Origin of the sequence: Streptomyces sp. NBC_01618 (assembly GCF_045209435.1) — a bacterium.
In the GTDB taxonomy this organism is placed as follows: domain Bacteria; phylum Actinomycetota; class Actinomycetes; order Streptomycetales; family Streptomycetaceae; genus Streptomyces.
Map to the genome: position 1 here is coordinate 6,278,330 of NZ_CP109297.1, position 21,933 is coordinate 6,300,262.

At 69.6% G+C, this 21,933-nt stretch carries 18 protein-coding genes and 4 pseudogenes; 15 read left to right on the forward strand and 7 right to left on the reverse strand.

The annotated features are described in order from the left end of the window. Positions 1-44: 44 nt before the first annotated feature. The 7 genes and pseudogenes from OH735_RS29030 to OH735_RS29060 all read left to right on the forward strand — a co-directional run bounded on the left by OH735_RS29030 (position 45) and on the right by OH735_RS29060 (position 7,746). Complete coding sequence (locus OH735_RS29030; RefSeq protein ID WP_406384580.1) at positions 45-2,972, forward strand: Na+/H+ antiporter subunit A; 2,928 nt, start codon at positions 45-47, stop codon at positions 2,970-2,972. Beyond that, positions 2,969-3,655 (forward strand): Na(+)/H(+) antiporter subunit C, encoded by a 687-nt coding sequence (locus OH735_RS29035; RefSeq protein ID WP_406384581.1) that lies wholly within the window; start codon positions 2,969-2,971, stop codon positions 3,653-3,655. The genes OH735_RS29030 and OH735_RS29035 overlap by 4 nt, the downstream gene beginning before the upstream one ends. Beyond that, positions 3,652-5,307 (forward strand): Na+/H+ antiporter subunit D, encoded by a 1,656-nt coding sequence (locus OH735_RS29040; RefSeq protein WP_406384582.1) that lies wholly within the window; start codon positions 3,652-3,654, stop codon positions 5,305-5,307. The genes OH735_RS29035 and OH735_RS29040 overlap by 4 nt, the downstream gene beginning before the upstream one ends. Next, positions 5,304-5,927, forward strand: a complete 624-nt coding sequence (locus OH735_RS29045) for a Na+/H+ antiporter subunit E (RefSeq protein ID WP_406384583.1) — start codon at positions 5,304-5,306, stop codon at positions 5,925-5,927. The genes OH735_RS29040 and OH735_RS29045 overlap by 4 nt, the downstream gene beginning before the upstream one ends. Then, positions 5,924-6,223 (forward strand): annotated as a pseudogene (locus OH735_RS29050) (monovalent cation/H+ antiporter complex subunit F); the annotation flags it as partial. The gene OH735_RS29045 and the pseudogene OH735_RS29050, both read left to right, overlap by 4 nt. A gap of 236 nt (positions 6,224-6,459) precedes the next feature. After that, entirely contained in the window at positions 6,460-6,813 is a 354-nt protein-coding gene (gene mnhG, locus OH735_RS29055) for a monovalent cation/H(+) antiporter subunit G (protein WP_406384585.1), read from the forward strand. An 84-nt stretch (positions 6,814-6,897) separates the two neighbouring features. Continuing rightward, complete coding sequence (locus OH735_RS29060; RefSeq protein ID WP_406384587.1) at positions 6,898-7,746, forward strand: hypothetical protein; 849 nt, start codon at positions 6,898-6,900, stop codon at positions 7,744-7,746. A 115-nt stretch (positions 7,747-7,861) separates the two neighbouring features. On the opposite strand, the gene OH735_RS29065 is transcribed toward OH735_RS29060, so the two are convergent. Beyond that, entirely contained in the window at positions 7,862-8,176 is a 315-nt protein-coding gene (locus OH735_RS29065; protein WP_406384588.1) for a hypothetical protein, read from the reverse strand. Positions 8,177-8,247: 71 nt separating this feature from the next. Between OH735_RS29065 and OH735_RS29070 the strand changes: the two genes are divergently transcribed. After that, a complete protein-coding gene (locus OH735_RS29070; RefSeq protein WP_406384589.1) occupies positions 8,248-8,865 on the forward strand; it encodes a TOPRIM nucleotidyl transferase/hydrolase domain-containing protein in 618 nt (205 codons plus the stop codon). A gap of 211 nt (positions 8,866-9,076) precedes the next feature. On the opposite strand, the gene OH735_RS29075 is transcribed toward OH735_RS29070, so the two are convergent. The 3 genes and pseudogenes from OH735_RS29075 to OH735_RS29085 form a co-directional block, all read right to left on the reverse strand. After that, positions 9,077-9,202, reverse strand: coding sequence for a hypothetical protein (locus tag OH735_RS29075; protein ID WP_406384590.1), 126 nt, complete (start codon positions 9,200-9,202; stop codon positions 9,077-9,079). Positions 9,203-9,315: 113 nt separating this feature from the next. Beyond that, on the reverse strand, positions 9,316-9,825 hold the full coding sequence (locus OH735_RS29080) for a VOC family protein (protein ID WP_406384591.1): 510 nt from the start codon (positions 9,823-9,825) through the stop codon (positions 9,316-9,318). A gap of 86 nt (positions 9,826-9,911) precedes the next feature. Beyond that, positions 9,912-11,054 (reverse strand): annotated as a pseudogene (locus OH735_RS29085) (methylmalonyl-CoA mutase); the annotation flags it as partial. Between OH735_RS29085 and OH735_RS29090 the strand changes: the two are divergent. Then, positions 11,053-11,391 (forward strand): annotated as a pseudogene (locus OH735_RS29090) (heavy metal translocating P-type ATPase); the annotation flags it as partial. The pseudogenes OH735_RS29085 and OH735_RS29090 sit on opposite strands and share 2 nt — an antisense overlap. Before the next feature lie 389 nt (positions 11,392-11,780). Beyond that, the gene (locus OH735_RS29095; protein ID WP_406384592.1) at positions 11,781-12,746 is read left to right on the forward strand and encodes a ferritin family protein; all 966 of its coding nucleotides are present in this window, start codon (positions 11,781-11,783) and stop codon (positions 12,744-12,746) included. 106 nt (positions 12,747-12,852) lie between these two features. Here the strand turns inward: OH735_RS29095 and OH735_RS29100 are convergent, their stop codons facing one another. Together OH735_RS29100 and lpdA are read right to left on the reverse strand one after the other, a co-directional pair. Beyond that, complete coding sequence (locus OH735_RS29100) at positions 12,853-13,407, reverse strand: DUF2231 domain-containing protein (protein ID WP_406384593.1); 555 nt, start codon at positions 13,405-13,407, stop codon at positions 12,853-12,855. A gap of 493 nt (positions 13,408-13,900) precedes the next feature. Next, the gene (gene lpdA / locus OH735_RS29105; protein WP_406384595.1) at positions 13,901-15,295 is read right to left on the reverse strand and encodes a dihydrolipoyl dehydrogenase; all 1,395 of its coding nucleotides are present in this window, start codon (positions 15,293-15,295) and stop codon (positions 13,901-13,903) included. 406 nt (positions 15,296-15,701) lie between these two features. Here lpdA and OH735_RS29110 point away from each other — a divergent pair, with 406 nt between their 5' ends. The 4 genes and pseudogenes from OH735_RS29110 to OH735_RS29125 all read left to right on the forward strand — a co-directional run. Continuing rightward, a complete protein-coding gene (locus tag OH735_RS29110) occupies positions 15,702-16,433 on the forward strand; it encodes a BTAD domain-containing putative transcriptional regulator (protein ID WP_406384596.1) in 732 nt (243 codons plus the stop codon). Between the two features lie 97 nt (positions 16,434-16,530). Continuing rightward, positions 16,531-16,791: a hypothetical protein gene (locus OH735_RS29115; protein WP_406384597.1), complete on the forward strand. Its 261-nt coding sequence runs from the start codon at positions 16,531-16,533 to the stop codon at positions 16,789-16,791. Between the two features lie 46 nt (positions 16,792-16,837). Further along, positions 16,838-17,608, forward strand: coding sequence for an acyltransferase domain-containing protein (locus OH735_RS29120; protein WP_406384598.1), 771 nt, complete (start codon positions 16,838-16,840; stop codon positions 17,606-17,608). Then, a pseudogene (locus OH735_RS29125) lies at positions 17,545-17,745 on the forward strand (IS3 family transposase); the annotation flags it as partial. The gene OH735_RS29120 and the pseudogene OH735_RS29125, both read left to right, overlap by 64 nt. Positions 17,746-17,916: 171 nt before the next feature. Here OH735_RS29125 and OH735_RS29130 read toward each other — a convergent pair. Next, positions 17,917-18,099, reverse strand: coding sequence for a hypothetical protein (locus OH735_RS29130; RefSeq protein WP_406384599.1), 183 nt, complete (start codon positions 18,097-18,099; stop codon positions 17,917-17,919). Between the two features lie 186 nt (positions 18,100-18,285). Between OH735_RS29130 and OH735_RS29135 the strand changes: the two genes are divergently transcribed. Beyond that, positions 18,286-21,858 (forward strand): NACHT domain-containing protein, encoded by a 3,573-nt coding sequence (locus OH735_RS29135; RefSeq protein ID WP_406384600.1) that lies wholly within the window; start codon positions 18,286-18,288, stop codon positions 21,856-21,858. Positions 21,859-21,933: the final 75 nt, after the last annotated feature.

Sequence of the window (21,933 nt, forward strand, 5' to 3'; positions counted from 1 at the left end):
CGGTCCCCCGCTTCCCGCGGGCGCGGGACGCCCCTCGGGGTCGTATGACCGCGCTCATCGTCTGCCACTTCGTCCTGGCCGCCTGCGCGCGACCGCTGGTACGGGCACTGGGCACGCGCGCCTTCGTCGTGCTCGCGCTGCCACCGGCCGCCGCCACCGTGTGGGCGGCCACGCAGTGGAACACCGCCGCCTCCGGCGGCTCGGTCACCTGGTCGTGGCGGTGGATGCCGGCGTACGACGTCACCGTCGATCTGAGGCTCGACGCGCTCGCCGAGCTCATGGTGCTGCTCGCGGCCGGAATCGGCACGCTCGTCCTGCTCTACTGCGCCTCGTACTTCACCGACGCGACCTTGCACCTGGCCGGCTTCGCCGGGAACCTCCTCGCGTTCGCGGGCGCCATGCTCGCCCTGGTCCTCGCCGACGACCTGATCTCGCTCTACGTGTTCTGGGAGCTGACCACGGTCTTCTCGTACCTGCTGATCGGATACGACAGCGAGCAGAAGCACAGCCGCCGCTGCGCGCTCCAGGCGCTCACCGTGACCACACTCGGCGGCCTCGCGATGTTCGTCGGCTTCCTGATGATCGGTCAGTCGGCGGGCACGTACCGGATCTCCGCCATCCTCGCCGACCCGCCCCCGACGAGCCTCGCCGTCTCGGTCGCCGTGGTGCTGATCCTGTGCGGTGCGCTGTCGAAGTCGGCGATCTGGCCGTTCAGCCTCTGGCTGCCGAACGCCATGGCCGCACCCACCCCCGTCAGCGCCTATCTGCACGCTGCCGCGATGGTGAAGGCCGGTGTCTACCTGGTCGCCCGGCTCGCCCCCGGCTTCGCCGACGTGCCGGTCTGGCGGCCCGTCGTGATCGTCCTCGGGGCCGCGACCATGCTGCTCGGCGGCTGGCGGGCGCTGCGCCTGAACGACCTGAAGCTCGTCCTCGCCTACGGCACCGTCAGCCAGCTCGGCTTCCTCACCCTGCTCGCCGGGGTCGGCACCCGGGACACGGCGCTGGCCGCCGCCGTCATGATTTTGGGCCACGCCCTGTTCAAGGCGCCGCTGTTCCTCGTCACCGGCATCGTCGACCACGCGGCCGGCACCCGTGATCTGCGCAGACTCTCCGGCGTCGGCCGGGCGCTGCCGCACGTCTGCGCGGTCGCGGTGCTCGCCGCCGCATCCATGGCGGCCCTGCCCCCGCTGCTCGGCTTCGCCGCGAAGGAGGCCGCGTTCGAGGCGCTGCTGCACGGCGACACCGCCGACCGCTGGGCACTGGGCAGCACGGTGGCGGGCTCGGCGCTGACCGTCGCTTACACCGTGCGGTTCGTCTGGGGCGCCTTCGCCCGTAAGCCCGGGGTCGAGGACACTCCGGTCCACCGGGTCGGTCCGTGGTTCCTCGCGCCGCCCGCCGTGCTCGCGGTCTGCGGGCTGGTACTCGGCCCCGGCGTCGGCTGGACGGACCGGCTGCTCGGCGCTTACGCGGACGCGTTCCCCCCGTCCGCGCATCCCTACCGTCTCTCGCTCTGGCACGGATTCGGGACCGCCCTGCTGCTCTCGGCCGCCGCAGTGGCGGGCGGCGTGCTGCTCTTCGCCGCCCGCACCACCGTCACCCGGCTGTCCCGGCGGATCGCCTGGCCCACCGCCGACAGCGTCTTCGGGCATCTGCTGCTCGGCCTGGAACGGCTCTCCCTCCAGCTCACCGGCTTCGTCCAGCGCGGCTCGCTCTCCGTGTACCTCGCCACCACCCTGCTCGTGATGCTGGCCGGCCAGCTCACCGTCCTCGGCGTGGACCGGCCCTGGCACGGGGCGGCCGTCCCGAAGATCTGGGACTTCCCGCTGCAGGGCGCCATCGCCGTGCTGACCTGCGCGGCCGCCCTGCTCTGTCTCACCGTCAGCCGGCGGATGAAGGCCGTGGTCCTCGCCGGGCTGACCGGATACGGCGCCGCGCTGCTCTTCGTCGTCCAGGGCGGCCCGGACCTGGCGCTCACCCAGTTCTGCGTCGAGACCGTGTCGATGATCGTGTTCGTGCTGGTGCTGCGGCGGATGCCGGTGCACTTCCAGGAGTCGGTCAGCAGCCGGCGCCGTGCCGTGCGCATTCCGGTCGCGCTGGCCGCGGCGGCGACGCTCGGCGTGGTGGTGTGGGTCGCGGCGGCCGCGCGTACGGCGAAACCGGCGGGCGCGGCCATGGTGGAGGAGACCGCCCACCACGGGCTCAAGGACGTCGTGGCCACCATCCTGGTGGACCTGCGCGCCTGGGACACGATGGGGGAGTCCGCCGTGCTCGCCGCGGCGGCGATCGGCGTGACGAGCCTGATCTATCTGCACCGCCGCGCCGAGGACCCGTCGCTGCGGGAAGAGACGCGGGGACGTACCGCCTGGTCACTGACGGCCCCCGAGATGACGGGACTTCCGCACGGCGACGAAGGCGCACCCGAACGCGGCTGGCTCGCGGCCGGGTCCACGCTCGCCCCCGAGCACCGCTCGATCGTCTTCGAGGTCGTGACCCGACTGCTGTTCCACCCGGTCCTGGTGCTCTCGCTGTACCTGCTGTTCTGCGCCGAGAACATGCCGGGCGGCGGCTTCGTCGGCGGGCTCGTCGGCGGGCTCGCCCTGATCACCCGCTACCTGGCGGGCGGCCGCTTCGAACTCGCCGAGGCCGCACCGCTGCAGCCCGGACTCTTCACCGGCCTGGGGCTGTTCATCTCCACGAGCGTCGCCCTGCTCGGCCTCGCCCAGGGAACGGTCCTGCACGCCTGGACCCACCACGGCCGGCTGCCCCTGATCGGCGCATACCACCTGGGCACCCCGGTCCTCTTCGACTTCGGCGTCTATCTGCTGGTCCTGGGCGTGGTGCTGGACATCGTGCGCGCGCTCGGCGCCAAGATCGACCGGCAGATCGAGCGCGCGGCGTTCGAAAGGGCCGCCGCCGCACGCACCGGCACCCCACCGGGAGCCGCACCCGGAACGGGAGGCCCCACCGGATGACGGTGAGCTTCTCGCTCCTGGCCACCGCCGCCGTGCTGTGCGCGGTCGGCGGCATCCTCATGCTCACCCGGCCCCTCACCCGCATCCTGCTCGGCGCGGTGATCGCGGGCAACGGCATCAACCTGCTCATCCTCGCCGCGACCGGATCGGCCGGCCGGGAACCGCTCCTCTACGGCGCCCCGCTGCGGGAGGTCACCGACCCGCTGCCCCAGGCCATCGCGCTCACCGCGATCGTCATCACCCTCGCCACCACGGCGTTCCTCCTCGCCATGGCCTACCGCGGCCACCAGCTGACCGGCACCGACGAGGTCCACGACGACGACGAGGACCGGCGCATCGCACTGCGCGCCGAGGTGCTGGGGGAGCGGGACGAACTGCGCGAACGGTACCGGGCCGCCCCGGACGTCACGGAAGAGGAACGCGCCCGGTACCGCGGGGAACGCCGCCGCCTGCGGGCCAGACTGCGCGCCGACCGCGCCCTCCAGGCCCGGGGCCGGTACGCCACCGGAGACCTCTGGCACGACGTACTGGGCGCGGACCCCGAGGACTACGCCCGGCAACGGCCCCGCCCCGACACCGCCGCCGAGGACGACGCCCGGAAACCGCCCCGCCCCGACACCGCCGCCGAGGACGACGCCCGGAAACCGCCCCGCCCCGACACCGACCCGGGAGACACCGGATGAACGCACTCGTCCCCCTGCCGGTGCTGCTGCCGCTCTGCGCCACCGGCCTGAGCCTCGCCGTCGGCACCCGGCTCAAACAGATCCAGCGCCTCGTCAGCGTCGCCGTGCTCACCGCCGTGCTCGGGCTCTCCCTCACGCTGATGATCGTCGCCGACACCCGCGGCCCGCTCTCCGTCCACCTCGGCGACTTCGCGCCACCGCTCGGCATCACCCTGGTCGCCGACCGGCTGTCCGGACTGATGCTGACCGTCTCCTCCGCCATCACGCTCTGCGTGCTCGTCTACTCCCTTGGCCAGGGCATGGCCGACCGGGACGAGGAAACACCCGTCGCGGTTTTCCACCCCGCCTATCTGATCCTGGTCGCCGGGGTCTCCTGCACCTTCCTCGCCGGTGACCTCGTCAACCTCTACGTCGGCTTCGAGATCATGCTCGTCGCCAGCTTCGTCCTGCTCACCCTCGGTGGCACCGGACCCCGCATCCGCGCGGGCTCCACGTACGTGATCATCTCGCTGTTCTCGTCGATGCTGTTCCTCACCGCCATCGCCATGACCTACGCGGCGACCGGCACCGCCAACTTCGCGCAACTGGCCGGCCGGCTCGCCGCGCTCCCGCTCGGGGTGCAGACCCTGATCCAGGCGATGCTGCTCACCGTCTTCGCCGTCAAGGCCGCCGTCTTCCCGCTCGCCGCCTGGCTCCCCGACTCCTATCCGACCGCGCCCGCCCCCGTCACCGCGGTCTTCGCCGGTCTGCTCACCAAGGTCGGTGTGTACTCCATGCTGCGCACGGAGACACTGCTCTTCCCCGGCAACCGGCTCGGCGACCTGCTGATGGCCGCCGCGCTCGCCTCGATGGTCATCGGCATCCTCGGAGCCGTCGCCCAGACCGACCTGAAGCGGCTGCTCTCCTTCACACTCATCAGCCACATCGGCTACATGGTCTTCGGCATCGGCCTCGCCACCCGGGACGCGTACGGCGGCGCGATCGTCTACGTCGCCCACCACATCACCGTCCAGACCACGCTCTTCCTGGTGGCGGGCCTCATCGAACGCCGGGGCGGCACCAACGAACTCACCCGGATCGGCGGACTGGCCAAGGCATCCCCCCTGCTCGCCGTCCTGTTCTTCGTACCCGCCATGAACCTGGCCGGCATCCCGCCGCTGTCCGGCTTCATCGGCAAGCTCGGACTGATGCGGGCCGGCGTCGCCGACGGCAGTGCCTGGGCCTGGCTCCTGGTCACCGGATCGGCGGTGACCAGCCTCTTCACGCTCTACGTGATGGCCAAGGTCTGGAACCTGGCATTCTGGCGGGCTGCGCCCCCGGGGCAGGCCGCGGCCGGCACCGTCCTGGAGTCCGACTCCGGGGAGGACGACAGCGACGTCGACGAGGGCCCCGACCACATCCCCGGCAGCGGCGACGAACCGGTCCGCCCCCGCCACCAGCCCGCCGGGCTCGCGGTCGCGGCCACCCTGCACGGACACGCCGTCACCACCACGACGAAACTGCCGCTGCCGATGACCGCGGCCACCGCGGCAGCCGTCGTCCTCGGGCTCGCCTTCACCGTGTTCGCCGGACCGCTGACCTCCTACACCGACCGCGCGGCCGCCGAACTCCTCGCACGTACCCCCTACGTCGAGGCGGTGCTCGGCGGGTGAAACGCATCGTCAGACTGTCCTGCCGGAACAAGGACCTGCCGCCCTTCAGCTGCGAGTTCGGCGGGCGGGGACGCGTGCTCGACCTCCCGCTGATCGCCTGGCTCACCCTCATCTGGGTGCTGCTCTGGTCCGGCCTGAACTGGGCCAACGTACTGATCGGCGCGGTCGTCGCGGTCGCCGTCTGCCTGGCCTTCCCGCTGCCCCGGGTCGACCTCGGGCTCCGCCTGCACCCCTGGGGCATCCTGATGCTCGCCGGCTATCTGCTCTACGACATGTACACCTCGGGCGTACGGGTCACCCGGCAGATCTTCGTCGACCACCCGCACCGGGCCGCCGTCATCGCCGTACCGCTGCGCTGCCGCTCCGACCTGATGCTCGCGGCCACCGCCGTCGCCGTGTCGAACGTGCCCGGCGGATCGATCGTCGAGGTACGCCGCGCCACGGCCACCGTCTTCCTGCACGTCCTCGACGCGGACAGACCCGCCGTGCTCGACGCGGCGCGGCGCTCCGTCTGGCGTATGGAGAAGCTGACCGTACGGGCCTTCGGCACACCCGACGAGATCGCCCGCGTCGCCGAACCGCCGCCACCGGCCGGGCGCGACAGGGGGGACGGCGCATGAGCGGGCCGGAGACCGTCGACCAGGCGCTGCTCACCGCGGCCGTCGTCGTCATCGTCATCGCCGGGGCGGGGCTCCTCACCCGGATCTGGCTGGGCCCCTCCATGCTGGACCGGGCCATCTCACTCGACGTCTGCGCCGCCCTCATCATCGCGGGCCTGGGCGCCAAGTGCGCCTTCGCGCGTGAGCCGTTCTACTTCCCGATCATGCTGGTGCTGGCGTTCCTCGGGTTCACGGGATCGGTCGGCATCGCCCGCTTCATCGCCACGCGCGACCGGCCGGCGCTACCTCGGGAAGCGGGCGGAACAGGCGGCGACGGGCGCGACGGGCGCGACGGACGCGACGGGCGCAATGGGCGCAATGGGCGTGACGGGCGCGACGGGCGTGACGGGCGTGACGGGCGTGACGGGCGCGACGGGCGCGACGGGCGCAATGGGCGCAATGGGCGTGACGGGCGCGACGGGCGTGACGGGCGCGACGGGCGCGACGGGCGCGACGGACGCGACGGCATGGGCGGGACCGAGGGGGAAGCACGGTGAACGTCTGGTTCCAGATCCTCGACACGGCCGGTGCGGTGCTGGTGTTCATCGGTGCGGCGATCTGCCTGCTCGGTGTGATCGGAATGCTGCGGCTGCCCGACGTGCTGTCCCGCAGCCACGCCGCCACGAAACCGCAGACCCTCGGCATGCTCCTGGTCCTCGCCGGCGTGGCCCTGCGGCTGCGCAGCGGCATGGATCTCGCCACCCTCGCGCTGATCGGCTTCTTCCAGCTGATGACCAGTCCGGTCGCCGCCCACCTGGTGGCGCGGTCCGCCTACCGGACCGGGCAGATCGACCACAGCGAGCTGCTCTTCGACGAACTGGACGAGCAGTTGACCGAGGAACCCTGAGACCGGAGCCGCGCCGGGACGACGGGTAGACTCCCCGCCCCGTTCTCCCACGCGCGGGCGGCGTCCGGGACTAGCCTCCGCATCATGCTGCGTATCGCCGACACCCGCACCGGCCACCTCGTGGAAATCCCCGCCGCGCCGCGCCACCTGCTGCGCAGCTGTGTCCATCTGCCGGACCTCGGCACCGGCACCGGGATCGGCCCGGTGCATTTGCGGGTGCCGCTGGTCGGTGACGTACTGGCGCGCGTCGCGGAGCTGAACGGCCTCCAGGTCGTCACGGTCCTCACCACCCCGGAACTGACGCCCGATCGGGCCCGCGCGCTCGACCGCGTCATGGCGGTACTCGGCATCCATCCCCCCGCCGTCGTCGGAACCCACCAGCCGGACGCGGCACTCGGCGGCCCCGCCGACGTGCACGTGGTCGCCCAGGGCGCCGACACCGGCGATGCCACGGGCGGGCGCCGGATCGAGGTGGGCCGGGTCAGCACGGTCCCGCCGGCCAAGGGCGTGCCCGACCCCGGCGAACTCCTCTCCCCGGACGGGCCGGACGTACCCGTGCCCGAGACCGCCGATCCCCTGGCAGTGCGCCTGCTGCTGCTCCACCGCCCCTACGCCACGCCGGTCACGGTCACCGGTGCGGCGCTGGCCGAGGCCCGCGGGACGCTGCGGCAGTGGCGCCGGCAGGTGGCGGACTGGGCGCAGGAGCCGTCCCGGCCGATCCCCGCCGATCTGCTGCGGGAGTCGCATGCGGCGCTCGTCGACGATCTCGACGTCGCCGCCGTCCTCGATCTGCTGAGGGATGTGGCGGGACGGTCCGATGTGCCGCCCGGCGCCAAATTCGAAACCTTCGCCCATCTCGACCGTGTTCTCGGCCTGGACCTCGTCCGCGACGTCGGCCACCAGCACAGCCCGGACCGGCCGACGACCGGGTGAACAGCCATGACCGGGTGCCAGACCGGCTCCCGGGACCACCCGCAGAGCCGTGCCCAGAGCCGTGCCCGCCCTTGCGCACTGCGCGATCGGGGCGGGCACGGCTCGGGTCGGCGGGTCAGTTCCTTCGTGCGGTGCCCATGCGTGCGGTGCCCGTGCCGAACAGGTCCTCGTAGCCGGGCGAGGCGTTCTGCTTGCCGGGTACGCCTCCGAGTACGGTGCCCTGGTTCACCAGCTCGACCGAGTCGGGTCCGACGCCGCTCTGCTCGGCGGTGACCGCCAGCGCGATGGAGTTGTCGCCGTGCGCCTTCAGGAAGCCGGACGGGATGACGAACTCCTTCTGGGGACCGACACGACTTCCGGTCCGGTGCGGTGCGGAACGGCGCAACTCGTCCTGCTTCAGCGGCACGTGGACCTGATCCGGTTCCTGCATCCGGACAGGCCCCGCCGCCACACCCCGGAAATTCCCTACCGTGGCGGCCGGAAAGGGCGGAGACTCGTTCCATGGCTGACATGGGGGCGTTCGGGGAGGCGGTCACCGCGTGGGCGGCCGGCGGCCCCGGTGAACCGGCGCGTGAGCTGGCCGCGCGGCTGTCCGTCCGGAAAGCCGTACTGCTGGAAGGGCCGAGCGACGTCGCAGCGGTCGACGCGCTGGCCGCGAGCCGCGGGCGGAACCTGGCGGCCGAAGGAGTCTGCGTCCTGCCGATGGGCGGTGCGATGAGCGTCGGGCGCTTCGCCCACCTCCTCGGGCCACCCGGCCTGGACCTCCGCCTCACGGGTCTGTGCGACGAGGCGGAGCTTCGCTACTACGCCCGCGGCTTGGAGCGGGCCGGTGCGGCACAGCACGGGTTCTTCGTCTGCGTGGCGGACCTGGAGGACGAGCTCATCCGCGCGCTGGGCGTGACACGGGTGGAGGAGGTCGTCCGGGCGGAGGGCGACCTGCGTGCCCTGCAGACCTTCCTGCACCAGCCCGCACAGCGGGGCCGCACCTCACAGCAGCAGTTGCGGCGCTTCCTCGGCACGAAGAAGGGGCGCAAGATCCGCTACGGCCGCCTCCTCGTCGAGGCCCTCGACCCCGCCCGCGTACCCGCCCCGCTCGACGCCCTTCTCACCAGCCTCTGACATACCAGCCTCTGACCACTGGACGACGCCCGATACGGGCATCGACACCCAGGAGCACGCCGCGGTACGAGCGCGTGCTCCTGATGTCCCACGGACGCCGCCGCACCGCTCCCGGTGGAGATGTCGCAATCCACACCGAACCCGGAAGGCCCTCACTCGTTCGAGATCACCCAGCCGTGATCACTGTCACCAACCTCTGTGGACAGAACACCTAGGTGCCGCCCGACTCGCCATGCGACTCCTCGATCAGCGGCATGAGCTGCTCGTCCCGCAGCCGGCGGGCCGACTTCGGCCGCTTCCTGCGGGCGTGGTAGGCGGACTCGGACCAGCTGAGCACCAGTGCCGGACCTGACCGAAGCGAGCTGGAGGGTCCCGCCAAGCCCAGGACGCCCGGTACGAGCGAACCATGGCCTCCCCGCGGGCAGGTTCCCTCCGCCTCTTATGAATCCGTCACATGCGGAGGGGCCTGGCTGAAAGCGACAGCGGCCCCCAGAGCGGCGTCAGCCGGTACGAAGATGTCGCCGAGCGGGGTTTCGCGCAGAGAGAGCCCGTTTTGCCGCAGCAGGTCGCGGGTGCGGGAGAGATCGCGCACATGAGGATGTGCAGTCCCTCGAAGCGGTCCAGGCACGCCGCCACGTTCGCGCTCGTCTCCCTGATCCGCTCCACCAGCCCGGGCAGCGCTTCGGCCGGTGCCTCCAGCGGGACGAGACGCGCGTCGGCCGGCAGGCGATCGGTGGCGCCGTCCTCTATCCGGGCCACGAGCTCGAGGAAGGAGTGGGGGAAATCGGCATGGGTGTTGCCGGTGCCGAACGGTTCGGGGGTGCCGCCTTCGTGGAGCGGCATCGCCGGGCAACTGGGCGGTGGCACGCGAAAGCCCAGCCGTTCGTAATGAGTGATCGCCTGCGCCATGTCCTCGACGACGTGGCCGACATGGTGGAGGCGGGCGATGTCGTACCCCATGACCGCCACCGTAGGGAGCATCCGATCGAGAGGCAAATTCACCACGAGGGTGCAATAAGGTGGTTATAGGGTGAACGGGTCGTCTGTCAGAGGATCGTCGGCTTGTAGACCCCCCAGACGTCGCGCAGCACGTCACAGACCTCTCCGACGGTGCAGCCCACGCGCAGGGCCTCCTTCATGGGATAGAGAACGTTGTCCTCGCCCTCGGCGGCCTTGCGTAGATCGGTCAACGCCGTGTCCACTTACTCGCCGACCCGCCAGGCGCGCAGCTTGGCGAGGCGTTCGGCCTGCTGGGCCTCGATCGCGGGGTCGACGCGCAGGGGCTCGTAGGGCTCCTCCTCGTCGAGCTGGAAGCGGTTGACGCCGACCACGACCCGCTCGCCGGAGTCGGTCTCCTGGGCGATGCGGTAGGCGTTGCGCTCGATCTCGTCCTTCTGCAGGCCGCGTTCGATGGCGGCCACGGCCCCTCCCGCCTCCTCCACCTTGGTCATCAGCTCCAGCACCGCGGTTTCCATGTCGTCGGTCATCCTCTCGATGACGTAGGAGCCGGCGAAGGGGTCGACGGTCGCCGTTACGTCCGTCTCGTAGGCGAGGACCTGCTGGGTGCGCAGCGCCAGGCGCGCGGACTTGTCGGTCGGCAGAGCGATGGCCTCGTCGAAGGAGTTGGCGTGCAGGGACTGCGTGCCGCCCAGCACCGCCGCCAGGCCCTGGACGGCGACGCGCACCAGGTTCACCTCCGGCTGCTGCGCGGTCAGCTGCACGCCCGCGGTCTGCGTGTGGAAGCGCAGCATCAGCGACTTGGGGCTCTTTGCCCCGAACTCCTCCTTCATCACCCGCGCCCAGATCCGGCGCGCGGCACGGAACTTGGCGACCTCCTCCAGGATCGTCGTGCGGGCGACGAAGAAGAACGACAGGCGGGGCGCGAAGTCGTCGACGTCCATGTCGGCCGCGACCGCCGTGCGCACGTACTCGACGGCATTGGCGAGGGTGAAGGCGATCTCCTGCGCGGGCGAGGCACCGGCCTCGGCCATGTGGTAGCCGGAGATCGAGATCGTGTTCCACTTGGGAATCTCGGCCCTGCAGTACTTGAAGATGTCGGCGATCAGCCGCAGCGAGGGCTTCGGCGGGAAGATGTACGTCCCGCGCGCGATGTACTCCTTCAGCACGTCGTTCTGGATCGTGCCGGTCAACCGGCCCGCGCCGACGCCCTGCTCCTCCGCCACCAGCCTCACCACTGACCGCGTCGACCGCCTCGCGGATGCCGCCACCATTGCCGTCCGCGCCCGACGCATCGCCGTCCAAAGCGCCCTCGGCGGCATGCCGATGTCCCTCGCAGCCATGGCCGCCGCCTACGGCCTGCTGCTGCCCGCCGCCGGCGCCCTGCTCCAAGAGGGCATTGACGTCGCCGTCATCCTCAACGCCCTACGCGCGCTGCGCGTCGACCGCACCGCCCAGGTGGCGATCGAACCGGCCACCGAGCAGCTCATCCAACGCTTCGCCGCTGAACACGACGACCTGCGCGACGTCATCGAAGCCATCCGCGAAACCGCCGACCAGCTGCGCGACGGGGCCGCCCACCGCACGCCAAGCGGACGAAGACACCAGGGGCTGCGGCTCGCAGCCTCGGACCGGACGGACCAAGCCGCTGGCCCGGTGCGGCGGCGACGTGGAGGCAAGCAAAGGGGACCACCCATGGGGCTGCCATCGAGGTGATCCCGACTGGCGCGACCACCACACGGGATGGGCGGCAGCGGCTGGTTCGGCATCCGTCCGGCCGTGCAGCCGGGGATGGGGGGGCAGTGGGGCCATCCATTCCTGGACGGTGCGGGTGCGTGTTGGGCACTCAGAGGCACGCTGCGTAATCACTCGAATGGGTGACGTGAAGGGGCGGGAGTGCACGCGTACGGGTCGTATGGCAGGGGCGCTTTCCTCAAGAGGCCCCAGAGGAGGACATCATGTTCCGCCACTCGATACGCACGCTTCTGGTCGGCCTATGCACGCTGACCGCGGCATCGCAGGCCGCCACAGCCGCGGCCCTTGCCGTACCGGCCGAGCCGCACACGACGGCGCCCACCGCCCAGGCACTGCGCCAGCAGACGCTCTCCGACCTCACCACCGCTATGAAAGGAGAGACGTTCGCCTACGCCTCCTACAGCCTCTTCGGCGCTCAAGCCGACCGTGAGGCCCACCCGGCTATCGGCAAGCTCTTCCGCGCCACGGCGCAGACCGAGCTGAACGAGCACCTCAAGGAGGCGGCCACCCTGGCCGGCGTGGTCGGCACGAACGCGGCCAACCTGCGCCAGTCCATCAACGGCGAGACCTACGAGCACCAGGTCATGTATCGCCGCTTCGCCGACCAGGCCCGCAAGGACGGAGACCTTGAGGCCGCCAAGCTGTTCACGGAGATCGCCGCGGACGAGGGCCGCCACCGCGACGCCTACCGCACAGCACTGACGGTCGTGACCACTGGCCGCGGCACTGTCCCGGCGCCGCCGAAGGCGGACGCGGTGTCGGTGCCCGCCGGCCTGCCGAAGGTGAAGGCTGCCCGCACGAAGGCCAACCTGGACACCGCCATGCACGGCGAGGCGCTCGCCCACGCCAAGTACATGCTCTTCGCCGCTCGCGCGCGACAGACCGGCAACCCCACGCTGGCCCGCCTGTTCGAGGGCACAGCCGGGGTGGAACTGCACGAACACTTCGCCAGCGAAGCGGTCCTGGCCGGCCTGGTCCGCACGACGAGGGACAACCTGAGCAAGGCCGTCACCGGGGAGCGCAACGAAGCGAACAACCTGTACCCGGGGTTCGCCAAGCGGGCCACCGCCGTCGGCGACACCGCCGCCGCCCGCTACTTCCGCGACACCGCCACCGACGAGGCCAAGCACGCAGCCGCCTTCCAGCAGGCACTCAACCAACTGCACTGACCCCCCGGGCTGACCGCGAGACCGGCCGGACACAAGGCAAGTACGTCCGGCCGGTCGACCCGTCCCATGGGTCGCCTGGGCCGCCACTGGCGCGGCTGTTGCCGCGTCACCCCCTGTTGTCGGACTCGCTTGTTGAGAAACGGCCATGCCAGACCGCCTTCGCACCCGAATCACCGATCCGGTACACGTCAATGACCGCACCGACGGCCACGACCAGGGCGATCACCAGCACCTCAATGCGCACCGCAACGGAAGAGGCCAGTCGAGCCACGGTTGAAACGCCGCCCTCCGCGGGGCTGTCGGCCGTACCACTGCGCCCACGCTCCCGGCGAGGGCCGGCCCGGCCTAACAGCCAGACGGCGACCGTCAGCACGAACAGGGCGATCGCCCACGGAGTGAGACCGGAACCCATCTCAGCGTGCTCTTCCAACAGCGCACTCTCCTGCACTCGCTCCTCCAGCCACTCACCGGACTCGGTGGTCAGCACCACCAAAGCAAGGGTGATCAGCCCCAGGACCGGCAGTACCCAGCTGAGCCGGCGCGCTGCCGAAGGCCACAGCACACAGACGACGAGCACCAACGCCGTCAGCGGGACCAACACGACTGCGCCATGAACGAAGAGCGGGTGGCTGGGAAGGCCGTTGATCAGCCCAACATCCACGGGACCTCCTCCAGCGAGTCTGCAAGGAACATTCGGGTCCATATATTGTGTTTCGGGCATTGCGTGGCCAGATCTGTCCGCGTACGGAGGGCGTGCGCACGTATGGAGCGGTGCCCCGAGTCCTCCTCTTCCAGGGAGAAATGCAGTCGCACGACGTGTGCGTGGCACATCAACTCCCGGCAGCGGCGATCCTGTAGCTGCACGAGGGGGTACGGCCCGACTGTGACGCTCATTTGACGCTCCGGGCGCCTGAGGGGTGCCCACCTAGTTACGAAACCCGGTCTGACCTGCGGTTTCTCTCGTCTCGCCGTCTGTGACGTCTTTTCGATGACGCACCATGCGGGGTGCGTCGCCATCCTGGAGCCGGTTAAGCAGGGCGCCCGACCGGCTGTCTCGGGGAGGCGCGGCAGGACGCCCGTGACGGAGCCCCGCCCCGCCGGGCGGCTCCCTTTTTCAGGGGCTGCCCGGCCGGGTGCGGTGGTGGTCCCGGTGGTCAGTCATGTACGTGCAGCGGCTTGCCCGCCAGGGCCAGGTGGGCTTCGCCCAGGGCCTCGTTCTGGGTGGGGTGGGCGTGGATGAGCTGGGCGACCTCGGCCGGCAGGGCCTCCCAGTTGTAGATGAGCTGGGCCTCGCCGATCTGCTCGCTCATGCGCGGGCCGATCATGTGGAGGCCGACGACCGGGCCGCCGTGCACCTGTACCAGCTTGATCTCACCGGTGGCCTTGAGGATCTTGTTCTTGCCGGTGCTGCCCAGGTTGAACTTGCTGACCACGACCTTGTCGGAGCCGTACTGCTCCCTGGCCTTCGCCTCTGTGAGGCCGACCGAGGCGATCTCGGGCTCGCAGTAGGTGACCCGGGCCACGCCGTCGTAGTCGATGGGGGTGACCCGCTCGCCGGCCAGGCGCTCGGCGACGAGGATGCCCTCCGCGAAGCCGACGTGCGCCAGTTGCAGGGTGGGGATGAGGTCGCCGACCGCCGAGATCGTCGGGACGTTGGTGCGCAGGTGCTCGTCGACCAGGACATGGCCGCGGTCCATCGCGACACCCGCCTCCTCGTAGCCCAGCCCCGAAGAGACCGGGCCGCGGCCGACGGCGACGAGCAGGGTCTCGGCGTCGAGCTGCTTGCCGTTCTCCAGCGTGACCCGCACACCGGCGTCGGTGTACTCGGCCTTCGTGAAGCGCGACCCCAGCTCGAACTTGATCTTCCGCCTGCGGAAAGCGCGTTCCAGGCCCTTGGAGATCTCCTCGTCCTCGGCGGGGACGAGGTGCGCCAGCGCCTCCACGATCGTGACGTCCACCCCGAAGGACTTCCAGGCCGAGGCGATCTCGACCCCGATGACGCCGCCGCCGAGGACGACCGCCGACTGGGGGAGGCGGTCGAGGAAGAGTGCCTGGTCGGACGAGATGATCCGGTCGCGGTCGATGGTCAGGCCGGGCAGCGACTTCGGCAGGGACCCGGTGGCCAGCACCACGTGGCGGCCCTCGTAGCGCACGCCGTCCACCTCGACGGCGGTCGGCGATACCAGACGTCCCTCGCCCTGGACCAGAGTGAGGTCCTTGCGGGACTTGAGCATGCCCTGCAAGCCGTTGTACAGGCTCGCGATCACCTTGTCCTTGTAGGAGTTGACACCCGCGATGTCGACCCCCTGGAAACCGGTCTTGACGCCGAAGCGCTCGCTCTGGCGGGTCTGGTCCGCGACCTCCGCCGAGTGCAGCAGCGCCTTGGCCGGAATGCATCCGTTGTGAAGGCAGGTGCCGCCCAACTTGCCCTTCTCGATCATGACGACCCTCAGCCCGAGCTGCGTCGCGCGCAGGGCACAGGAGTACCCCCCGCTGCCACCCCCGAGGATGACCACGTCGTACGAGCCGCCTGCGGAATTGTCCGTCACTGATGCCCCTCCCGAGACTTCGGCCCGTCCGGTGTATCCCGTCAAATCCAGGCCTGTGGTGCTCTGTTCATCCAGTCCGACACTGGCATGGTCTCACCTCACTTGCTGAGTAAGGGAATAGGGTGGCACACACCACATGGGGGTTTCCTTTCCAGACGGTTGCCGGGCATCTGCGCAATAGCATTTGCCCATTCTTTGCAGGCGAGTTCCGGACACATGGCGTTCGAACTTCGAGTCTTCGTGATCACTGCCTCTGCTGCTGTCGCAACGCCCGGAGGCTCACGCGGGAGCCTTCCCAAAAGGGCTGACGTGGGGGGGAGTTACCGGGAAGATGCCCGATCTACGGGTTCACATTCCTGGTCCGTTGGAAGTTGTCCATCCCGGGGGATCCTCAGCGTTCTCGGGGGTGCGCCAGGGAGCCCTCCTGGCGATGCTGGTGCTGAGGGCGAACGTCGTTGTTCCCGCCGACACCCTGCGGGAAGCGATCTGGGGTGAATCGCCGCCTGAATCCGTTTCCACCCAGATACGTATATGCATATCGCGACTCCGCCGTGAATTCGCCCGGCTGGGCGCGGAGCACATGATCGAGACGCATCCGTCGGGCTACCGGCTGCGGGTCCCGCAGAACGGCTCCGACCTCCGGGAGTTCGAGAACCTGCTCGCCCGCGGCAGGGACGCGGCGGACGAGGAGAGGCCCCGGGACGCGGCGCGGCTCACCCGCAAGGCGCTCGACCTGTGGCGCGGCCCCGCCGCCTCCGGGCTCGAGAGCCGGGTGGTCCAGATGTACGCGGCGAAGGCCAACGAGGACCGGGCCGCCGCCTACGAGGAACTGTTCGACCTGGAGCTGCGGTTGGGGCAGCACCGGAAGATCCTCGGGGAACTGTTCGAGCACTCCGAGCAGCAGCCGTACGGGGAGCGCTTGTGCGCCCAGCTGATGCTCGCGCTGTACCGCTCCGACCGCCAGGCCGAAGTGCTGGAGATGTACCGCGGGCTCCGGGGCCGGCTCAGGCGCGAAATCGGACTGGAACCGTGCTACCGGCTCTCTCTCCTCTACGACATGATCCTCACCCACAATGAACGCCTGGAATCACGCAGCCCCTGGAGCGTGGACTCCTCCCGGCCGGCGCTCATGGGGTGAACGCCGCGCCGGCGCCAATACTCCGGTGATACGGCACAGGGCTCAGACTTGTCCGCGCTTGAAGCCTTACGCTCGCGGACAGAGGAAAGAGACGGTCATGAGCGAAATACCGGTAACCCTGCCGATGCCGTTCGACGACGAGTTCTACGCCGATCCCTACCAGGCTTACGCGGAGCTCAACAAGGCGGCGCCGATCCACCGGATTTCCACTCCGAGCGGCGCCGCCGTGTGGTTGCTGACCGGCTATGAGGAGGCACGCGACGGACTCAAGAACAAGCGGCTGGCGCGCCACCAGTCGCACGCCGGCCCCGACTACCAGCAGGACGTGATCCCGGGGCCCATGCGGCGGGCAATCTGATGACGGAGGACCAGCCCGAGCACACTCGCCTGCGGAAGTTCATGGTGTGCGGACGAAGGCGTTGCGGGTGAGCCATGCCTTCCACTCGCCGTTGATGGATCCGATGCTGGAGGAGTTCTGCCAGGCGATTGCCGGTATCGAGTTCGCCGTGCTGCAGTTCGGCTTTGTGTCGGCGTTGACCGGGTCTCTGGTTACGGATGAGGTGTGTTCGCCGGAGTACTGGGTGCGGCATGTGCGTGAGGCTGTCCGGTTCGCCGATGCGGTGCGGGTTCTGGATGCCGAGGGTGTGACGTCGTACCTCGAACTCGGTCCCGACGGTGTGTTGTCGGCGATGGTGCGGGAGTGCCTGGCTGAGGAGAGCACGGCGGTCGCCGTTCCCGCCCTCCGCCGCGACCGCCCTGAAGCCGCGTCAGCGATCAGCGCGTTCGCGCATATGCTGGCGCAGAACGTGGTCGCGGACCGCGAGGCGTTCTTCGCCCAGGCGGGTGCCGTCCGTGTCGACCTGCCCACCTACGCCTTCCAGCACCAGCCCTACTGGGTGTCGACCGCAGTGGGATCCGTCGGCGATGTCACCTCTGCGGGTGTCGGGGGCATCGATCACCCTCTGCTGGGTGCTGTCGAATCACTCCAACGAGGCACCCCGAGAAGATCTACACCTATCGGTGACCGCCCCGTCAACTCCGTCATCCAACCCGCTGGTCGTCCCACAACACGCCTCTCTGATCAGGGGTGTTGCGACGACTGGTTGAATCCGCCCAGTACACGAGCGCCGCGTTCGCGGACGCCTGCCGCCGGGCGGGCGTCCTCCAGAGCATGAGCGCGGTCGGCAGCTCAGCCGACAACGCCGCTGCGGAGAGTTTCAACGCCAGCTTCAAGAGAGAGACGCTGAAGGGCCGAAAGGGCTGGTCAAACGAGCGTGAGGCCGCCTCGACGCGTGTCACGAGCCGCAAACGCTGTTGATCACTCTTTAGCCTCTTTGTGTTACTGGCCTGTACTGTCCGACAGTGTGCGTGTTCGCGGGCGACTGCCGGTAGGGATGGACAAGTTGGTCGGGCATTGGACGGTGTTCAACGACGAACTCCAGCCGGTGGCGGGTATGCGGGGCGCGCCGTGGCAGAACGCCGATCACACCCGGCCCCAAAAGCTGCGGATTACGGCCGCTAGGGCGCGGATCACCTCCGCGACGGCCCTCAGCAGCTCGTTCCGGTTCGATGCCGGGGCGCCCCGCAGCGCCAGGTACACCACCGCCACCACCATGGCGGCGACCACTAGCAGGCCGGCTACCGGCACCCACATCTCGTACCCCACGGCTCGACTCCTCTACGGTTCACTGTTCGCTGGCCCGGGTGGCGAGCGACGAGGACAATCGTCCCCGTGCTCGACGGGGCACCACGAGCCACCGGATCGACCGGACGGAAATATCGTCGCCGCAGGTCACAGCCGCACACGGGGCGGGCGGACCGGACAGCACCGGACAGGAAACCAGGGAGAATCGTGGCTGAGGTCGACGGGCAGCTGGGCCCGGGGCGGAAACGCTTCAAAGACGATCTCCGCCGGCTGCTCCAGGAGTCGCGGCTGACGCAGATCGAGGCCATTGGACGGGCCAATAAAGAGTCGGGCGCCACGAAGCTGAAGAAGCAGACGGTCAGCGACTGGTTCGCCGGGAATCCCCCGGCCGACTTCGAGATGCTGTGGCCCCTGATCCAGACGCTTTTATACGCAGCAGGCCACCAGACGCGTGAGGACCTCCAGAAGGCGGCACGGTCCGCCAAGGAGCCGGACGGCCGCAGGGCGCGGGAGGCTTTGGGCAAGTGGGATGTCATCCGGGGCCATTGGGAGGGGGTGTGGGAAATCGCCCGGGGAGAGCCCGGGCCGGGGCCCGACCCGCGACTGCGCGCGTACTTGACCGCTGCCCGCCAGGCTGCTGACGACCACCCCTACCACTGGACCGGCGATCAGCCCCCGCCCCTGGGCGAGATCTACGTGCGCCAGGAAACCCGCCCCGAGAACGCTCCTGAGATCACCCCCAAGCAAGCGGCCGCCCACAGCCCGCAGTCGGAAGCCCCCCTTGGCGACGGACCCGCCTCTCTGCCCGTCGAGCACGTCTTCGAGGCCAAGTCCTGCTGCGTTCTTTCGAGCGGTCCCGGTGGTGGCAAGTCCACCCAAGCACGAAAGCACCTGGTTGATGCGGCTGACGGCTGGCTGCAGCGGCTCGACCAGAGCAAGGGCGACCGGGACTACTCCGCCGTCCCCGTTCTGGTCAGGGCCAGCGCACTGGCCGACACCACCGACCGGCTACCGCAGGCTCTCGCCAAGGCCATGGCCAAAGATCTCGTCAAATTCGCTCCGCTGCTGGACCTCACCGGCCTCTTCGACCGTCACCCTCTGCCGAAAACACCCTGGCTGATTATCGTCGACGGACTCGACGAGATCTCCAACCGGGACGCCCGCACCGACCTGCTGCACACCGTCGCCGCGGCGGCCGCCACCCACCCCTCGCTCTACCGGTTCACCGTCCTCACCCGCCCCCTGCCCGAACTCGACACCCTCGGCCCTGGCACCCCCCGCTACGTCCTGCAGCCCTTCTCGCCAGCAGACCTGCACGACTACGCTCGGCGCTGCTTCCACCACCGGCCTGACCTTTCCCTCAAAGGCGAAGAGCACACCGCCGCCTTCATCGCCCAGCTGGACCGCTCACGACTCGACGAGCTCGCCCGAACGCCCCTGATGGCGTTCATGCTCACTCAGCTCTACGCCGCCAACCCCGACCGCAGCCTGCCTACAGGCCGTGGTGCCGCCTATGGCGCGTTCGTTGATCTCGTCTACAACCGAAACAGCCACAAGAACCCCGCCCGCACCCACGCCGCAGCCCTCCGTCGCCTGGTCGACCGTCACCAGGAGCCCGCAGAACGGGGAACCGCCGAACAGGCCGCGGGCCAGGCGGCCGAGCACCTCACCGAGATCATCGACTACCTCGCTGCCCAACGGCTCCACGGCGACACGGACCTCGCCGCCCGGATCGCGGCCACGCATCCCCATGCCAAACGCCCGAAGAGCATCGGCGAACGCGACTGGCACCACTTCCTCCACGACCTCATGCGACCCACCGGCCTGCTGACCCAGCGTGGCCACGACCTCGACTTCCTCCACCAGACCGTCACCGAGTACCTCGCCGCACGCCACGCCACCCGCGACGACCAGGAACTCCTCCACAAATTGTTCCCACCCCGCCCCCGCCAACCCCAGGCACCCGCCCTTGAACCCTCCTATCTGGGATTCCTTCTCGACGCCCTCCTCGCTTCCCCTGACCCGGTCCCAGCCCGGACCACCCGAAGACTCGAAGCCTTCATCAACCGGGGGAAGCGGGATGCATGCAGATTTCTCATCAACCAGGTCAACTTGCGAACCAACCTCCCCCCCGAACTCTCGGCAAGACAGCTCGCCCGGTTTGCCACCAGCACCGCCTACTCGCCCCGACGCGTGCGGGAAGAAGAAGACCGCGCCCGGATGGACTGGAGTACGGACCGTACACTCGGTACCAACATCGCCTACTTGCACCAGCGTGTGCGAGCGGCAGAGTGCCTGGCCCGGATGGACGGGCACCGGGCTCAAGGGGCCGAACTCCTGATCACACTGGTCAAGGAGACTTCTCTCTACTCCTTTGAGCGTGTGGGGGCGGCAGAGAGCCTGGCCCAGTTGGAGGGGTACCGCGAGCGCGGAGCCGAACTCCTCGGCCGGCTCGCTGAAGACACCGACCTCCACTCCCGCGACCGTGCCGAAGCGGCAGAGAGCCTGGCCCAGTTGGACGGGTACCGGGAGCGTGGGACCGAACTCCTCGGCCGGCTCGCTGAGGACACCACCTTCGCCTCCTTCGACCGTTTCCAAGCGGCAAGGAGCCTGGCCCAGTTGGAGGGGTACGGCGAGCGCGGAGCCGAACTCCTCGGCCGGCTCGCTGGGGACGCCACCCTCAGCCCTCAACAGCGCGTTTGGGCAGCCGAGGAATTGGCCAAGCTGGACGGGTACCGGGAGCGCGGGGTCGAACTCCTGATCACATTCGCCGAAGACACCACTCTCAACCTGCGCTGGGAGCGTATGCAGGCTGCCGGGCGCCTGGCCCGGATCGGCGAGCACCGGGACCGCACGGGCAAAGCGCTGATCGCCATCGCCGAGGACACCGCTCTCGATCAGCGCGACCGCTTCCAAGCAGCCAGAACGCTGGGCTGGGTGGACGGGTACGGGGAGCGCGGGGCCGGACTCCTGATCGCATTCGCCAAGGACACCACCCTCTACTTCTTCTACCGCGTCGAAGCGGCCGAGCACTTGGCCGAGGTGGACGGATACCAGGAACGCGCGGCCGGACTCCTGATCGCCTTTGCCGAGGACACCAACCTCGACTCCGACCACTACCGCCGCGTCGAAGCGGCCGGGCACGCGGCCAAGGTGGACGGGTACCAGGAACGCGCGGCCGAGCTCCTGATCGCATTCGCCAAGGACACCACCCTCCGCCTCGCCGACCAAGTTTCGGCGGCCAAGCACTTGGCCGAGGTGGACGGGTACCAGAAACGCGCGGCCGAACTCCTGATCACCCTTGCCCAGGACACCACCCTCGACCGCCGCGACCGCTACAACCGCGGCCAATTCGACCGCGTCCAAGCAGCCAGCAAGCTGAGCTGGGTGGACGGTTACCGGGATCGCGGGGCCGAACTCCTGATCGCCCTCGCCCAGGACACCACCCTCAACTTCCACGCCCGCCGCTCGGCGGCCGAAGACCTGAGCTGGGTGGACGGATACCAGGAACGCGCGGCCGGACTCCTCGACCGACTGCCCGACGACGACGCCATGCGGGGCACCTACCGCCGCTTCCGCATAGTCGAGAGCCTCGGCCGCAAACCCTGGCGGCGGATCCGCAAGGTGTTCAGAGGGCTCTACCTTTTTGACTGGGTTGGTCCTCCCACTCGTAAGGTGAGGGCACCCAGGGGAGCCGGGTGTGGCTATCAGAGGGCTGTCGACTCGTGGCTGGAAACGCTTCGCCGCCCGGCTTCCCACGACGACTCGGCCGCCGATTAGGAAGTGCGAACAAGTCGCTGCGTAGAGCAATGCCGGCGAGGTCGTCCGTGGCACGAACAGCACGAACAGCACGAA

What these genes read in the sequence shown, in the direction of transcription:
- OH735_RS29035 (WP_406384581.1), top strand. Translation starts at nt 2,969, where the DNA reads ATGACGGTGAGCTTCTCGCTCCTGGCCACCGCCGCCGTGCTGTGCGCG.
- OH735_RS29080 (WP_406384591.1), bottom strand. Translation starts at nt 9,825, where the DNA reads ATGGGGTACGACATCGCCCGCCTCCACCATGTCGGCCACGTCGTCGAG.
- OH735_RS29095 (WP_406384592.1), top strand. Translation starts at nt 11,781, where the DNA reads ATGTTCCGCCACTCGATACGCACGCTTCTGGTCGGCCTATGCACGCTG.
- OH735_RS29030 (WP_406384580.1), top strand. Translation starts at nt 45, where the DNA reads ATGACCGCGCTCATCGTCTGCCACTTCGTCCTGGCCGCCTGCGCGCGA.
- OH735_RS29060 (WP_406384587.1), top strand. Translation starts at nt 6,898, where the DNA reads ATGCTGCGTATCGCCGACACCCGCACCGGCCACCTCGTGGAAATCCCC.
- OH735_RS29065 (WP_406384588.1), bottom strand. Translation starts at nt 8,176, where the DNA reads ATGCAGGAACCGGATCAGGTCCACGTGCCGCTGAAGCAGGACGAGTTG.
- OH735_RS29070 (WP_406384589.1), top strand. Translation starts at nt 8,248, where the DNA reads ATGGCTGACATGGGGGCGTTCGGGGAGGCGGTCACCGCGTGGGCGGCC.
- OH735_RS29040 (WP_406384582.1), top strand. Translation starts at nt 3,652, where the DNA reads ATGAACGCACTCGTCCCCCTGCCGGTGCTGCTGCCGCTCTGCGCCACC.
- OH735_RS29115 (WP_406384597.1), top strand. Translation starts at nt 16,531, where the DNA reads ATGAGCGAAATACCGGTAACCCTGCCGATGCCGTTCGACGACGAGTTC.